10 protein-coding genes and 1 pseudogene are annotated in these 15,432 nt (G+C 72.6%); 9 read left to right on the forward strand and 2 right to left on the reverse strand.

Annotated elements, in window-relative coordinates:
- The first annotated feature begins 101 nt into the window (after window positions 1-101).
- The 6 genes and pseudogenes from GU5_RS0108680 (at window position 102) to GU5_RS0108705 (ending at window position 6,022) form a co-directional block, all read left to right on the forward strand.
- Window positions 102-845 carry an ABC transporter ATP-binding protein gene (locus tag GU5_RS0108680; RefSeq protein ID WP_010525194.1) on the forward strand — a complete coding sequence of 248 codons (744 nt, stop codon included), beginning with the start codon at window positions 102-104 and terminating at the stop codon, window positions 843-845.
- A complete protein-coding gene (locus GU5_RS14875) occupies window positions 842-2,152 on the forward strand; it encodes an FtsX-like permease family protein (protein ID WP_010525195.1) in 1,311 nt (436 codons plus the stop codon). Before GU5_RS0108680 ends, GU5_RS14875 begins: the two co-directional genes overlap by 4 nt.
- A gap of 157 nt (window positions 2,153-2,309) precedes the next feature.
- Window positions 2,310-2,900: pseudogene (locus tag GU5_RS0108690) on the forward strand (uroporphyrinogen-III synthase); the annotation flags it as partial.
- Between the two features lie 161 nt (window positions 2,901-3,061).
- On the forward strand, window positions 3,062-4,042 hold the full coding sequence (gene hemB / locus GU5_RS0108695) for a porphobilinogen synthase (protein ID WP_010525197.1): 981 nt from the start codon (window positions 3,062-3,064) through the stop codon (window positions 4,040-4,042).
- Window positions 4,043-4,100: 58 nt separating this feature from the next.
- Complete coding sequence (gene hemL, locus GU5_RS0108700; protein WP_033228060.1) at window positions 4,101-5,441, forward strand: glutamate-1-semialdehyde 2,1-aminomutase; 1,341 nt, start codon at window positions 4,101-4,103, stop codon at window positions 5,439-5,441.
- An 89-nt stretch (window positions 5,442-5,530) separates the two neighbouring features.
- Window positions 5,531-6,022 (forward strand): hypothetical protein, encoded by a 492-nt coding sequence (locus GU5_RS0108705; RefSeq protein WP_010525199.1) that lies wholly within the window; start codon window positions 5,531-5,533, stop codon window positions 6,020-6,022.
- A gap of 99 nt (window positions 6,023-6,121) precedes the next feature.
- On the opposite strand, the gene betC is transcribed toward GU5_RS0108705, so the two are convergent.
- Entirely contained in the window at window positions 6,122-7,705 is a 1,584-nt protein-coding gene (gene betC, locus GU5_RS0108710) for a choline-sulfatase (RefSeq protein ID WP_010525200.1), read from the reverse strand.
- A gap of 320 nt (window positions 7,706-8,025) precedes the next feature.
- Here betC and GU5_RS14880 point away from each other — a divergent pair, with 320 nt between their 5' ends.
- The gene (locus tag GU5_RS14880; protein ID WP_010525202.1) at window positions 8,026-9,009 is read left to right on the forward strand and encodes a formylglycine-generating enzyme family protein; all 984 of its coding nucleotides are present in this window, start codon (window positions 8,026-8,028) and stop codon (window positions 9,007-9,009) included.
- Between the two features lie 37 nt (window positions 9,010-9,046).
- Here the strand turns inward: GU5_RS14880 and GU5_RS0108725 are convergent, their stop codons facing one another.
- Window positions 9,047-9,760, reverse strand: coding sequence for a 3'-5' exonuclease (locus GU5_RS0108725; RefSeq protein ID WP_010525203.1), 714 nt, complete (start codon window positions 9,758-9,760; stop codon window positions 9,047-9,049).
- A gap of 195 nt (window positions 9,761-9,955) precedes the next feature.
- On the opposite strand from GU5_RS0108725, the gene GU5_RS0108730 reads away from it, so the two are divergent.
- Window positions 9,956-13,666, forward strand: coding sequence for a UrvD/REP family ATP-dependent DNA helicase (locus GU5_RS0108730; protein ID WP_010525204.1), 3,711 nt, complete (start codon window positions 9,956-9,958; stop codon window positions 13,664-13,666).
- Between the two features lie 101 nt (window positions 13,667-13,767).
- On the forward strand, window positions 13,768-15,432 hold a 1,665-nt coding region (locus GU5_RS14885), incomplete at its 3' end, for an ATP-dependent helicase (RefSeq protein WP_010525205.1).

The following is a 15,432-nucleotide window of genomic DNA, read 5'->3' on the forward strand; positions in this document are numbered from 1 at the left end:
CGTCCGCTCGCACGGGCGATGCTGGTGCCATGACGAGACCAGCGAGGACACCAGGGACCATACCGACGACGACGGCGGCAGCCGTATCGGGGACACCAACGGTGGCGCCGGTGCTGCAGGCCCGCGAGCTCTCCAAGAGCTACGCGGACACTCTGCAGGCAGCTCCGGCGCTGCACGGAGTGGGACTGACCGTGCTCCCGGGAGAGTCGGTGGCCATCATGGGCCCGTCCGGATCCGGCAAGACCACGCTGATGCACGTGCTCTCCGGCATCCTGACCCCCGACGCCGGAGAGGTGCAGCTGGCCGTGGGCTCTGACCGCGGGCCGGTCGCCCTCTCCGCCCTCGACGCCGAGCAGCGCGCCCGGCTGCGCCGTGAGCACATCGGCTTCGTCTTCCAGGAGGGGCTGCTGCTGCCCGAGCTCACCGCGCTGGAGAACGTCGCGGTGGCGCTGATGGTCTCCGGCGTGCGCCGTTCGACGGCCGAGCAGCAGGCCGCCGGGTGGCTGGGCGCCCTCGGACTGTCCGGCTGGGAGCAGCACCGCCCCGGCCAGCTCTCCGGCGGGCAGGCGCAGCGCGTGGCCATCGCTCGGGCCCAGGCCGCCGAACCGGCCGTCGTCTTCGCCGACGAGCCCACCGGCGCGCTGGACTCGACGACCTCCGAGGCGGTGCTCGACGCGCTGCTGGACTCCACCGTCGGACGCGGTGCGCCGCTGGTGGTGGTCACCCATGACGAGACGGTCGCCGCCCGCTGCGCGCGGATCATCCGGCTGCAGGACGGACGCCTGGTCGCCGACAGCGCGGACGGTGCCGACGGTGCGGCCTCGGCGACGGGAGAGCGGCGATGATCCGGCTCTTCCTCGCCCGGGCGTTCCAGGACCGGAGCGTCTGGCCGCTGCCGGTGCTGGCCTGCACCCTGACCAGCGGCATCGCATTCATGGTCGTCGGCGGCTCCCGCTATTTCTTCACGCTGGAGCACCCGCTGGCCACGTTCTACGCCGTGCTGGCCGGCGTCGCGCTGATCCTGCTGACCGTGCCCATGGTCTCGCTGCTCTCCTCCTCCGCGCGATTGATGGCCCGGCGCCGCGACGAGCGGCTCTCCAGCCTGCGCCTGCTGGGCGCCACCACTGGCCAGCTGCGGCTGCTCGCCGTCTCCGAGGCGGTGCTGCTGGCCGCCGCGGGCGTCCTCGCCGGCACTGTGCTCTACGTCGCCCTGATGCCGCTGGTGGGGCTGATCCCCTTCGCCGGGGCGCCGATGGGAGTCGACGGGCTCTGGATCGGGCCCGGGCTCTGGGGACTCTCCGCCGCAGCTCTGATGCTCCTCGCGGCGGGGGCCTCGCTGCTGGGCATGCGCCGCATCGAGGTCACGCCGCTGGGAGTGCGCACGATGGCCGCTCCCGCGCGGGTGCACTGGGTGCGAGTCGTCGTCGCCGTCCTCGGCGTGCTGGCCGCCCAGCTGCTGGCCCAGCTGGCCGGCGTCGGCGGCATGGCCGCGGTGATCACGATGATGCTGGCCGCCGTCGCCGTGCCGCTGGTGGTGGTGCAGCTGGTCGGGCCCTGGGTGCTGAAGATGGTCACGACCGTCCAGCTGCGACGGGCGAGGACGGCCGAGCGGCTGATCGCCGCGCGCAGCGTGCTGGAGTCCCCGCAGCAGATGTTCAAGCAGGTCGGCGGCGTCTCGATCACCACCTATGCCGGGGTCATCGCCGGCTCCGGGCTGGGGCTGGTGAGCCTGGCCGATCCGTCGCAGGCCGACCCGGGTCAGGCCCAGCTGCTCGCCGACATCCAGCGCGGGGTCTGGCTGACGCTGGCGATCTCCTTCCTGATGGCGGCCTGCTCGGTCGGCATCAACCAGACCGCCCAGCTGCTGGACCGCCGTCGGCTGTACGCCTCGCTGCACATGATGGGGATGAGCCGCGGCCAGCTGCAGCGCATCCGCACGCTGGCGGTGATGCGCGCGCTGGGCGCGGTGGTCGTCATCGCCCTGGTCGCCGCGGCGGTCACCGCGTTCCCGATCGTCGGTGCGGCGGTGCTCGTCGCCCCGGCGGCGGTGGGGACCTCGCTGGGCGTGCTGGGTCTCGGCGTGCTCTGCGTGTTCGTCGGCGCCCAGGTCACGCGACCGGCCCTGCGGAGGGTGCTGGCTCCGATAGGCTGAACGCCATGCGTGTGGTGATCAGTCGGGACGCGGCGCGGGCGGGTGCGCTGGAGGCCGGGCTGCGCGCGGCCGGTCTCGCCGTCGACTTCCTGCCGCTGACCGAGCAGCGACTCGTCGCCGACGTCGCCGAGCTGCGCCGCGCCGTCGAGCGGCTGCGCGCCGGGGATTCTCCTGGCTGCTGGTCACCAGCGCGACCACGGTGCGGATGCTGGCCGCAGTCGGCTGGACGGGCGAGGTGCCCGCCGACACGCGGCTCGGGGCCACCGGTGCGGCCACTGCCCGGGCGCTGGCCGAGCGCACCGGCGTCGAGGAGATCTGGACGCCGTCGTCCGAGGCGAGTGCGGCCGGCATGCTCGCCGAGCTGCCGAGGCCGGCGCCGGGGGGCCGGGTGCTGCTGCCGCAGTCCGCGCTGGCCCGGCCGCAGCTGCGCGACGGCCTCGTCGAGGCCGGCTGGGACGTCGCGGCGGTGACCGCCTATGAGACCGTCGGCCGGCTGGTCGACGGCGTGCCGCCGGAGGGCGTGCCGCGGCTGGGGGCCGACGACGTCGTACTGGTCACCAGCTCCTCCGCAGCGCAGGCCTGGGTCGAGCTGGTCGCCGGCGCAGAGCGTCGCTGCGACGAGCTCGCGCCGGCGCAGGTGCTGGCCATCGGCCGGCCGACCGCCGACACGCTGGAGCAGCTGGGCGCTCCGGCCGACGCGGTCCTCGACGAGCCCACCGCCGACGCCGTGCGACGCGTCCTGGGCTGATCGCTGCTCAACCTCCCGGGCCGACGGGGCGGACGCCCGGCGTGAGGCGAGAGACAGCCGACGACGGCGTCCGGCCCGGCGCGCGACGGCGGTGCGGGACTAGACTGGACGCGCCGGTCCTCCGGCCCGCATCCCCACCCGGCGACCACAGGAGTTCCCCCGTGACGTTCCCCGCCGACAGGCCCCGGCGCCTGCGCCGCACCCCCGCCCTCCGCCGTCTCGTCGCCGAGACCCGGCTGCACCCGGCCGACTTCATCCTGCCGGTCTTCGTCCGCGAGGGGCTCGAGGAGCCGCAGCCGATCACCTCGATGCCCGGCGTCGTCCAGCACACCGAGCAGAGCCTGCTCGACGCCGCGGAGGAGGCCGCCGACCTGGGCCTGGGCGGGATCATGCTCTTCGGCATCCCCGTCGTCCGCGATGCCGAGGGGACGGCCTCGCTGGATCCGCAGGGGATCCTCAACCGCAGCATCGCCGCGGTGAAGCGGCGGGTGGGGGATCGGCTGCCGGTGATGAGCGACCTCTGCCTCGACGAGTTCACCGACCACGGCCACTGCGGCGTGCTCACCGCCGACGGTGCGGTGGACAACGACGCCACTCTGGAGATCTATGCGCGCATGGGCGTGGCCCAGGCCGAGGCCGGCGCCGACGTCGTCGCGCCGTCGGGCATGATGGACGGCCAGGTCGCGGTCATCCGTCAGGCCCTCGACGAGGCCGGCCACCAGGACGTCGCGATCCTGGCCTACTCGGCGAAGTACGCCTCGGCCTACTACGGCCCCTTCCGCGAGGCGGTCGACTCCCAGCTGCAGGGCGACCGGCGCACGTACCAGATGGATGCGGCGAACCGTTCCGAGGGGCTGCGCGAGGCGGACCTGGACCTCGCCGAGGGCGCGGACATGCTCATGGTCAAGCCGGCGACCGCCTACCTCGACGTGCTCTCCGACGTCGCCGAGTCCAGCGACGTGCCAGTCTCGGCCTACCAGGTCAGCGGCGAGTACGCGATGATCGAGGCCGCCGCGGCGAACGGCTGGGTCGACCGCCGCGCCGTCGTGCTGGAGGCGCTGACCTCCATCCGCCGGGCCGGGGCCACCAATGTGCTGACCTACCACGCCGCCGAGGCTGCCCGCTGGCTGCGGGACGGCTGACTCCCGGACGGCTGACCGACCCGACCGCCGGCGGACCAGCCGACCGAATCCGACCACCGTGACGAGCACCGATCCGAGAGGGCCTATGACGACCAACCAGCAGCTCTTCGACGCCGCCAGCGACGTGATGCCCGGGGGAGTGAACTCCCCGGTGCGGGCCTTCGGCTCGGTCGGCGGGACCCCCGCCTTCATCGTCTCCGCCGAGGGGCCCCGGCTCACCGATGCCGAGGGCGCCGAGTACGTCGACCTCGTCGGTTCCTGGGGCCCCGCCCTGCTGGGGCATAAGCACCCGGCGGTCATCGACGCCGTCCACGCCGCCGTCGACTCCGGACTGGGCTTCGGCGCCTCGCACCCCTCGGAGACCCGGCTGGCCGAGCTGGTGCGCTCGCGGGTGCCCGGCGCGGAGATGATCCGCATGGTCTCCACCGGCACCGAGGCGACGATGACCGCGGTGCGCCTGGCCCGCGGGGCGACCGGCCGCAAGCTGGTGGTGAAGTTCGCCGGCTGCTACCACGGCCACTCCGACGGGCTGCTGGCCGCCGCCGGCTCGGGTGTGGCCACCCTCGGCCTGCCCGGCTCGGCCGGGGTGACCGAGGCGCAGGCCTCCGAGACCATCGTCGTCGGCTATAACGATCGCGCCGCATTGGAGCAGGTCTTCGCCGAGCACGGCGAGGACATCGCCGCGGTGATCACCGAGGGCGTGCCGGCCAACATGGGCGTGGTCCCGCCGCAGGAGGGCTTCAACGCCTTCATCCGCGAGATCACGCAGCGGCACGGCGCGCTGATGATCTTCGACGAGGTGATGACCGGATTCCGGATCACCGAGGCCGGCCAGTGGGGCGCCTCGGGCCGACAGGAGGGCTGGACGCCGGACCTGTTCACCTTCGGCAAGGTCATCGGCGGCGGGATGCCCACTGCCGCGCTGGCCGGGCGTCGCGAGATCATGGAGCACCTGGCCCCGACCGGGCCGATCTACCACGCCGGCACGTTGTCCGGAAACCCGGTGGCGATGGCCGCCGGTGCGGCCACGCTGGAGCACGCCACCGCCGAGGTCTATCAGCACATCGACTCCGCCGCCGAGGTCGTGGCGACAGGACTGGGCGAGGCGCTCGACGCCGCCGGGGTGGACCACAGCATCCAGAAGGCCGGCTCGCTGTTCTCGCTGGCCTTCGGCACCTCGGCCACCGGAGTGCACGACTACGCGCAGGCCGGGGCTCAGGAAGCCTTCCGCTACGGGCCGTTCTTCCACGCGATGCTCGAGGCCGGGGTCTTCCTGCCGCCGAGCGTCTTCGAGGCCTGGTTCCTCTCCGCGGCGCACGACGACGCCGCCGTCGAGCAGATCCTGCAGGCGCTGCCGGGGGCCGCCCGCGCGGCGGCCGCGGCGCAGCCGAAGGACTGAGCGACGGGGCTGTGCTTCACGCGTCCCCTCCTCGGTCAGTAGACTCGAGTCAGTAGATCATTTTGTGAAGGTGCTGACTGAGGAGGGGTATGACGCAGGACGTCTCGGGCCGGGGCATCGAGCAGGAGGTCCGGCGGACCGCGCCGGAGGAGAAGCCGGCGCTCGGTGCCCCGCATGATGCGTATGCGTCCACACTGCTGACGGTGAGCCTGACGGGGTTCTTCGCGCTGTTGCAGCCCGCCATGGATGCTCCGTGGCTCATGGTTCCATGGGTCGGGGCGGTCGCGGTGGTCTTGGCGAGCGTCCACTACCTCAAGCGGGCCCATCGTCCGGTGCGGGCCAAGAGCGCGGCGCGGCAGGATCTGCGGAACCAGACCATGCCCCTGGCCGTGGCGCCGATGATCGCCGTGGCGTTCGCAGTGCACCAGCTGAACTGGCTGGTGCTCGAGCCGCTGCACGACGAGTACGGCACCGGCTGGCAGTGGGCGTTCGCCTGCCTGGTGCTGGCCACGCTGATCGTCGCACCGATCCAGGCGGCCACCAGCCTGAACCCACGGGCTCGGGAGTACATGACCCGCTGATCGGAGATGGTCCCTCTTGCATATGACGACGGCCCCGCCCGAGGAAGTCCTCGGACGGGACCGTCGTCGTGCGTCACCGTCGGGCGGCGACTCGGCCGATCAGCGCCGGCTCTCGTCGGGGATGGTGCCGTACTTCAGCGCCGACCAGAAGTCGCCGCGGACGTAGCGGGTCTCCGCGTCGGGGACGAAGTCCCAGTGCCGCATGGTGCCCTTGGTCAGGGCTTCGGCGACTAGGCGGCGCTGCGACTGGCTGGCGCGCACCTGGGCGTCCAGTGCGTCGAGGTCGTACCGCCGCTCGATCTCAGCACGCAGGGTGGAGGCCACCTCCGCGTACTCGGGGGAGCGGGCGACGTTGGTGACCTCGTCCGGGTCGGTCTCCAGGTCGAAGAGCTGATCCGGGTCGCCGGGGCAGATGACCATCTTGTGCTGCCCGCGGACGATGGTCAGCTGCGGCTTCACCGTGCCCTCGGCGAGGTACTCGACGATGACGTCGCGGTCCTCGGGGCGGATGTCGCCGGCGGCCTCGCGACGGGCGATCTCCAGCATGGAGCTGCCTTCGGTCTCCACCGACGGCGTGCTGCCCAGGTCCATCAGCGTCGGCATCAGGTCCAGCAGCGACACCGGGGTCCGGTACCGACCCTTCGGCACCAGGTGATCCGGGCCGTTGACGATCATCGGCACCCGGGAGGAGCGCTCGTACGGGGACATCTTGTACCAGAGGCCCTTCTCGCCGAGCATGTCGCCGTGGTCGGCGGTCACGATGATCACCGTGTTCTCCGCCAGTCCGACCTCCTCCAGGTGGGCGCGGATGCGGCCCACGTGGTCGTCGATGTAGCTGACGGCCGCGTAGTACGCCCGGCGGGCGTTGCGGACGTCCTCGATCTCCGGGTCACGCTCGTCGAAGCCGGCCATCGCACGCAGGCGGTGGCTGTGCGGGTCCTCCTCGACGGAGGGCACCTGCGGGTTCTTCGGGTCGGGGATCTCGCCCTCGCCGAACCGGTCCCAGTGCTCCCGCGGCGGCTCGTACGGGTCGTGCGGGTGGATGAAGCTGGTGACCATCAGGAACGGCCGATGCTGTTCACCGTGCGCCTCGGCCCACTGGTTCGCCCGGACTCGGTCGTTGAGGTGGCGGATCGTCCGGAAGCCCACCTCGTCGTCGAAGTCCTGCTGGACGGTGGCCTTGGAGACGCCGGCGTCGAAGACCGCGCCGGCCTCGTGGTACCACTGCAGCTTCTGGTCGAACGGCAGGTCCCAGTCCGGGACCATGTCCAGGTCGGCCGGGTAGACGTCGGTGGTCAGCCGCTCCTCGAAGCCGTGGTGCTGGTCGGCGCCGATGAAGTGCATCCGGCCCACCAGAGCGGTGTGGTAGCCGGCGTTGCGCAGGTGGTGCGCGAACGTCGGGACCGAGGACGGGAAGTCGTCGCCGTTGTCGTAGCAGCCCAGCTGCGAGGGGAGCTGGCCGGTCATCATCGATGCGCGCGACGGCGAGCACAGCGGGGTGTTGCAGTAGGCCCGGTCGAAGACCGCGCCCTCGGCCGCCAGCGCGTCCATGTTCGGGGTCTTGGCGGCCTCGTCGCCGTAGGCGCCGAGCGCCTGTGCGGCCATCTGGTCAGCCTGCACCACCACGATGTTCGGAGGGGAGACAGTTCCTGAGTTGTGCGAAGTGTCCTGACCGTCGGACATGCCTGCATCCCTCCTTCTTCAGAGTCGTGGTGTGATGCATCCGTCAGGCTGGCGAATGCGGGCACCAGAGTACATGTCACTGGAGTTGCGTGCGTCTCAGTGCCTGGGGATGTGAGGAGTCGCTCATCCAGTACGTGTTCCGCCAGCTCCCCATGCGGCCAGGGGATGTCGACGACGTCGAGATCCTCGGGCTGTTCCGGGTGGGGTCGCGGCGAGAGACGAGGCGACGGTCGTGCAGCCATGTGGGCGACGCCCGAGACGCCGGCCGATAGTCTGGAATCCGTCCCACCCCGCCCGTCACATCCGCTCTGGAGCAGCTCATGGATACCGATCACCACGCTTCGTCCGACGACGCTCCTCGTCAGCCGGTCAGTCCCTGCTGCGCGCCGAGCAACGGCGCGGCGGGGGTCGCGGAGGCGCCCGGAGTCGAGGCGAGCTCGCCGTCGGGGGCCGTCCCCGGTCCCTCGCGCGAGCTTCTCGACGCTCTGGCCGCCCGCGCCCCGGAGCAGCTGACGATGATCGGGCTGTCCGCGACCACCTTCCGCATGGGATCCGAGGACGAGCTGGCCTATCCGGCCGACGGCGAGGGGCCGGTCCGCGAGGTCGCCGTCGGTCCCTTCGCCATCGGCGCCACCAGCGTCACCGTCGCCGAATTCGCCGCCTTCGTCGTCGCCACCGGTCACCGCACCGACGCCGAGACCTACGGCGACTCGATGGTCTTCGCCGGACGACTGACCGACGCGCTGCGGGCCAGCACTCCGGCGGTCGCCGAGGCCCCGTGGTGGCGGCAGGTCCGCGGGGCGACCTGGTTCGCCCCCGACGGGCCGGACAGCACCGCCGAAGGCCGCGAGGACCACCCGGTCACCCACGTCTCCCACCGTGATGCGCAGGCCTACGCCCAGTGGGCCGGCGCACGGCTGCCCACCGAGGCCGAATGGGAGTACGCCGCCCGCGGCGGCCTGGACCAGCAGCCTTACCCGTGGGGCGCGGTCCGCGATCCCGACGGCGTGCGGCGGATGAACATCTTCCCCGGGGACTTCCCGGAGGACCCGCACGGCGAGGCCGGCACCATGCCGGTGCGCTCCTTCGAACCCAACGGCCTCGGCCTCTACAACTCCACCGGCAACGTCTGGGAGTGGACCGCCGGCACCTTCGGCGCCACGGGGAACCCGGTCGCCCGCGGCGGCTCCTACATGTGTCACGAGAACTACTGCCGTCGCTACCGGACCACCGGACGCACGCAGGCGACGGCGGACACCACCCTGGGCCACACCGGCTTCCGGCTCGCCGCCGACGTCGGCTGAGCGAGCTGGGTCGACGGCTTCACCGGGGGTCGCCGACTCACATGGGCCAGCTGGGGTCCACCAGGGCGTCGGGGCGCGTGCGGCGGAAGTACTCCTGCAGCGAGGCGGCCTGCTCGGCCTTCCACCCGATCTGCAGCTCGTGCAGCTCCTCGGCCGGGATCTGCAGCTGCGGGTACTGCGCCGCCAGCGCGCCGGCCACCTCGACGGCGGCCCAGGCGTCCGGCGTCGCCGAATGGGCGTCGTCGAGCGCGATCCGGTAATGCTCGCTGACATGGCCCAGGGTTCGCTTGCCGCGGCGGAACCGGTCGACCTGCTTGTCGACGACCAACGGGTCGATGATCGGGGAGGGCACGGGCACGTCGATGCCGTGCCGCTCGGCCTCGGCGGCCAGCACGGTGAAGTCGTACGGGGCGTTGAAGACGACCACAGGATTGCCGGCCTCGAGCTGCTCCCGGACCGCGTGGACGATCTGCGGGATCGCCTCGGCGGCGTCCTGGCCCTCGGCCTGCACCTGCTCGGTGGAGATGCCGTGGACCGCCGTGGTCTCGGCCGGGATCTCCACGCCGGGGTCGACCAGCCATTCGCGGGCGCGCTCGCGGCGGCCGTCGGCGTCGACGGTCACCACCGCCGCGGAGACGATCCTGGCCACGCGGGGGTCCCGCGAGGTGGTCTCGAGGTCGAAGCCCGCCCGCGGACGGTCGTGCCAGCTCTGGCGGCTGGTCGGAAGGTCGAAGAGTGCCGGTTCATCCACACCTCCACCGTATCGCCCGCCGCCGACGGACCGGCGGACGACGCTCGCACCGCCGGCCAGACGCTGAATGCCGCCGGCTCCCCCTGAGATGACTCTGTGGAAGGTGTGGGAAAGGACGCGTATTCCCACGCGTGCCACGGAGTCATCCCGTCCGGCGGCGGGATCGTGTCGGAGGGCTCTGATTGAATGTGGGCCATGAGCTTCGACGTCGCCGTCACCCCGGACGCCGCCCAGCAGGCCGTCCTCGACCGCGTCGCCGCCGGGGACCATGGTCCGCTGCTGGTCACCGGCGGGCCCGGCACGGGCAAGTCCACGCTCGCCGTCGAGCTGGCGCTGCGCTTCCTGCGTGCCGGCGGCGACTCCCACCACCTGCTGCTGCTCTCGCCTTCGCGCGCCTCCTCGGCCGCGCTGCGCGATGCGCTGGAGGCCCGATGGGCGGCGGAGCCCGACGGCGGCTCCCTGACCGACCAGCCCTCGCGCTCCTTCGCCTCCTACGCCTTCTGGCTGCTCGGCGAGGCTCGCCGTCGCGGTCTCCTGGAGTTCGCCGCCCGCACTCCGCGGCTGCTCTCCGGTGCCGAGCAGGACCGTGAGATCGCCGCACTGCTGGACTCCGAGCACACCGCCATCGACTGGCGGGTGACCGACCCGATCAGCGGCGCAGTGCGCATCGACCTGCGTGAGGCGGCAGCCACCGCCGGTTTCCGCAAGGAGATCCGCGAGCTATTCGACCGCGCGGCCGAGTACGGCGTCAGCCCGGAGGAGCTCGTCGCCTGGGGCGAGCAGGCCGCCTCCGGCGCCGGGCCCGGCGACCCGGCCTGGCTGCCGGCGGGTCGGCTCTATGCCGAGTACCTCGAGCAGCTCGGCCAGCGCGCCCCCAACGCCTTCGACCCGGCGGGACTGATCAGCCGCGCCTGCGATCTGCTGGAGGACACTCCGCAGCTGCTGCATGAGGAGCAGGACCGGCTGCGGCTGATCCTCGTCGACGACCTGCAGGAGGCCAATCCCAACATCTTCCGGCTGCTGCGGCTGATCGGCGCCGGCCGCCGGATGGTCGCCTGCGCCAACCCCGACGTCGCCGTCCAGGGTTTCCGCGGCGCGCGTCCGGACCTGCTGGCCCACTGGAGGGGCACGACCGGCGACCGGTCTGTCGACGTGCAGCCTCCCGAGGACGCGGAGGCGCAGGAGATGCCGGAGGAGCGCGACGACGCCGCGGTCACCCTGCGCGGTCGGCGCGGCTCCATGCGCCCGGACGACGGGCTTCCCGGCCGTGAGCCGGAGGTCCTCGCCCTCGACGGCGACCACCGGCTCGACGAGCCCGTCGGCGAGGTCTACGGCCGGGTCGTCCAGCGCATCGGCGCGGTCGGCGACAGCACAGCCCACCGCGGACGCTGGGCGCAGCTGGCCACGCTGGCCCAGCAGCGCCTCGACGCGCTCGCCGAGGACCAGCGCACCGAGGCCGAGCGGCGCGCGGCCGCGGGGGAGAAGCCGTCCTCGGGCCGGCGGCTGAACGTCGCCGCCGACGTCGACGCCCGCGGCCGCGGCGTCCACGTCGCCGTCGTCGGCGGCCAGTACCACGCCGAGCAGATGATCCTGCAGGAGGTCCTGGACCGGCATCACCGCGGCGGCGACGACGGCGAGCCGCTGCCGCTGGACGAGATCGCCGTCGTCGTCCGCAACGGGCAGATGGTCCAGCAGCTCACCCGCCTGTTCCACTCCCACGGGGTGCCGGTGCGCCGCTCGATGAGCGAGATCGTGCTGCACGAGGAGGTCGCCGTCGCTCCGCTGCTGCGCATCCTGCGCGCGATCACCGCCGACGACCCGCTCACCGGCGCCGATGCGAAGCGCCTGCTCGCCGGCCCCTACGGGGCGGTGGACTCGGTGGCGCTGCGCCGCATCCGTCAGCGGCTGCTCACCGCCGAGCGGCGGCTGCGCCCGGAGACCGTCGACCAGCGCGACTCCGAGGAGCTGCTCGCCGTCGGCATCGCGGATCCGGAGGATCCGACGGTCGCCGAGGCGCTGGCGACGAAGGACCCCGCCGTGGCCGGGCTGCGTCGACTCGGAGCGATGGTCGCCGCGGCCCGCGAGGCGTGCGAGCGGCTGGGGGAGTCCGCCGGCGCCGGCGACCTGCTCTGGGAGGTCTGGCAGGCCTCGGGCCGCGAGGCGCTCTGGGTGCGCCGCTCGACGCGCGGCGGCGAGGAGTCCCGCCGCGCCCACCGCGATCTGGATGCGGTGGTCTCGCTCTTCCAGGCGGCCGAGCGCTACGCCGAGCAGCTGCCCGGTCACAGCGTCAGCGGCTTCGTCACCCACATGGAGGAGATGGAGCTGCCCATGGACACCCTCGCCGAGGCCTCCACCGCCCAGGACGCGGTCCATGTGCTCACCCCGGCGACGGCGGCCGGCCAGGAGTTCGACACCGTGGTCATCGCCGGGCTGCAGGACGGAGTCTGGCCGAACCTGACCCCGCGCGGCGAGCTGCTGGGCTCATCCCGGCTGGTGGACGTCGTCGACGGCGACGATCCGGCGACGGCCTCGTCACGGGCGAAGCGTCTGCAGGTCCTGCAGGACGAGCACCGACTCTTCGCCGCGGCCGTCTCGCGGGCGAAGCACCGGCTGGTGGGCATCGGCATCGAGAACACCGACGAGACGCCCAGCATGCTGCTGGGCCTGATCCTGCCACCGCTGCTGCGTCCCTCCTCGGAGCTCGCCAGGCCGCGGGCGATGACCGCTCCGACGCTCATCGCCGAGCTGCGCCGTCGGCTCGAGAAGCATCACAGTGGCGAGACGGAACGGACCACTGACGCTCAGGCTCGTGAATCCGCCAGAGCCCTGGCGCTGATGGCCTCCGCCGAGGACCCGCACAGCGGCGACCGCATCCCCGGCGCCGACCCAGAGGGCTGGTGGGGGAGAATCGACCCCCGCGAGGTCGAGCCGCTGATCACCGAGGCCGAGCTCGACGAGGGCGCGGAGATCCGACTGTCGCCCTCGGCGTTGGACACCGCGTTCAACCAACCGCTGCAGTGGTTCACCCAGCGCGCCGGCGGCGTCGCCCCGACCGACCAGGCCCGCAGCCTCGGGCTGCTGATCCACTCCATCGCCGAGGACCACCCCGAGCCGCGTCCGCGTCGGCATCAGACCGAGGAGATGCTGCTCGACGCGCTGGCCTCCCGCTGGCCGGAGCTGGGCATGGACCCCGGCTCCTGGCGCACGCGCGGAGAGTACGCTCGCGCCCAGGAGATGGTGAAGAAGATCGCCTGGTACCTGCACGCCGCCGAGGAGGCCGGTCGCAAGCACGTCATCTCCGAGGCGCACTTCACCACCGGCTCCCAGCTTCCGGTGCGCGGGACGATGCGCGGGGTCACCGTCTCCGGCCTCATCGACCGCCTGGAGCGCGAGGTCGACGACGCCGACGAGCCGACCGGGCGCTTCTTCATCCTGGACTACAAGACCGGCCGCCACGCCCCGCGGCGCTGCGCGCACCACACTCCGCCGGGCAGTTCGAGGACCAAGCCCGAGACCTGCGAGCTCTGCGGCCACCTGCAGCTGGGCATATACCAGACGATGCTCACCACCCCGGCCGAGGAGAAGACGGTGGTCCGCGGCGACGACCCGGTCCAGCTGGAGCTGAGCGGCGAGGTGCTCGGGGCCGCACTGTTGCAGGTCGGCGAGGACCGCAAGAAGATCGAGGGGATCGAGTACCGCCAGGAGCCGATCACCGACGTCCCCCGGCAGGACGACTGGCCGGCCGGCGTGGAGCACTGGCCGCAGCTCGCCCTGCGCGAGGCCGCCGAGGTGGTCTCCGGTGCGCGTTTCCGCGCGGTGCACAGCCCCGGCGACCAGCAGTGCCGCGTCGGGGTGCTGTGCCCGCTCTGCGCCTCCGGCGCCGAGGTCACCCAGCCGCTCGACTGACCAGAACCGCCCCCCCCGCACCCGGTCGGGACGCACCCACCCGGTTGCACCCGCCCGGACACACCACCCCGGAAGCACCCAGGAGAGGACGCGACGAGCCCATGACCTCCCAGACCGCCGACACCGGCGTCTTCGGCTCCGGCCTCAGCGCCGCCGGCCTCGCCGAGATGCTCCACGAGCCGCTCGACGGCACCTTCTTCCCGCCGACCCCGGACGAGCAGGCCCCGGTGATCGAGGCCGGGCTGGAGCCGATGCTGGTCGTCGCCGGCGCCGGCTCGGGCAAGACCGCGACGATGGCCGACCGCGTGGTCCACCAGGTCGCCGCCGGGGCGGTCAGTCCCGACGAGGTGCTCGGCGTGACCTTCACCCGCAAGGCCGCCGGCGAGCTGCGCGAGCGGATCGTGGCCAAGCTGCGGCGTCTCGAGCAGAAGGGTCTGCTGAACCCGGCGGACCTGCTGCCCGAGGGCTCGGCGGCCGCCGCCGTCGGCGCCGGGGGACTGGTCGAGCTGCTGGCTCCCACTGTGGCGACCTATCACTCGTACGCGAACTCGCTGGTGCAGGAGTATGGGCTGCAGCTCGGCCTGGAGCCGGAGATCACGATGATCAGCGACGCCGACGCGTGGCAGATCGTGATGCGGCTCGTCGAGGAGCACGAGCCGTCGGATCCGCAGAAGCTGGTCGACCTGGAGGTCACCCCGCGCAGCCTGGCGAGTCAGGTGCTGAAGCTCGTCGGCGACTGCAGCGAGCACCTGATCGAGGACCTCGACGTGGTGCGCAGCTTCCTGGACGCCGAGATCGCCCGAGTCGACTCGCTGCCGATGGGCAAGACCGGCAACCGCGCCAAGACCTGGGGCGCGGCCGAGCAGAAGCTTCTCGACAGCCTGATCATCCGGCGGATCGTGGTCGACCTCGCCGAGGAGTACCGCCGGCAGAAGGCCGAGCTGAAGGTCATGGACTACGGCGACCTGCTGGTCAACGCGGTGCGCATCGCCCGCAGCACCACGGCGCGTCAGACCGAGCAGGCCAAGTTCCGGCTGGTCATGCTCGACGAGTTCCAGGACACCTCGCACGCCCAGCTGGAGCTGTTCTCCAGCCTCTTCGCCGGCGTCGAGGGCATCGGCGTCACCGCCGTCGGGGACCCGAACCAGTCCATCTACGGCTTCCGCGGCGCCTCGGCCGGCCAGCTGTTCAGCTTCCTGGACCGCTTCACCTGGACCGAGTCGGCGACGACGGCGCGGCGGGTCCCGCAGCAGCTGCAGCTCACCCGCGCCTGGCGCAACGGGCAGGTCATCCTGGACGCGGCGAACCGGCTGGTCGAGCCCTTCCGCGAGCATCAGCCGCGCTGGGCGCCGTCGTGGAAGCGGCATAAGCAGGAGCAGCGGCGGATCGCGCGGCTGCGTGCCGGCAAGGGGCATCGCGGGGCGGTGCGGCTGGGCTGGTACGAGACCGGCGACGCCGAGGCCGCCGCCGTCGCCGACCAGCTGGCCGCCGAACTCGCCGCCGGCGAGGAGTCCGGCGAGCGGCCCACTGCGGCGGTGCTCTCCCGGAAGCGCAGCCACCTGAGCTCGGTGGCCGAGGAGCTGGCCCGCCGCGGGGTGCCCTATGAGTTCGTCGGGCTCTCCGGGCTGCTCTCCACCCCGGAGGTCGTGCAGGTGATCTCCTTCCTGCAGGTCATCGCCGACGCCTCGCGCTCCGACGCGCTGCTGCGCATCCTGGCCGGGCCGAAGTACCAGGTGCCGCCGCGCGATCTGATGCAGCTGAACCGG

Origin of the sequence: Nesterenkonia sp. F (assembly GCF_000220985.1) — a bacterium.
GTDB lineage: Bacteria > Actinomycetota > Actinomycetes > Actinomycetales > Micrococcaceae > Nesterenkonia.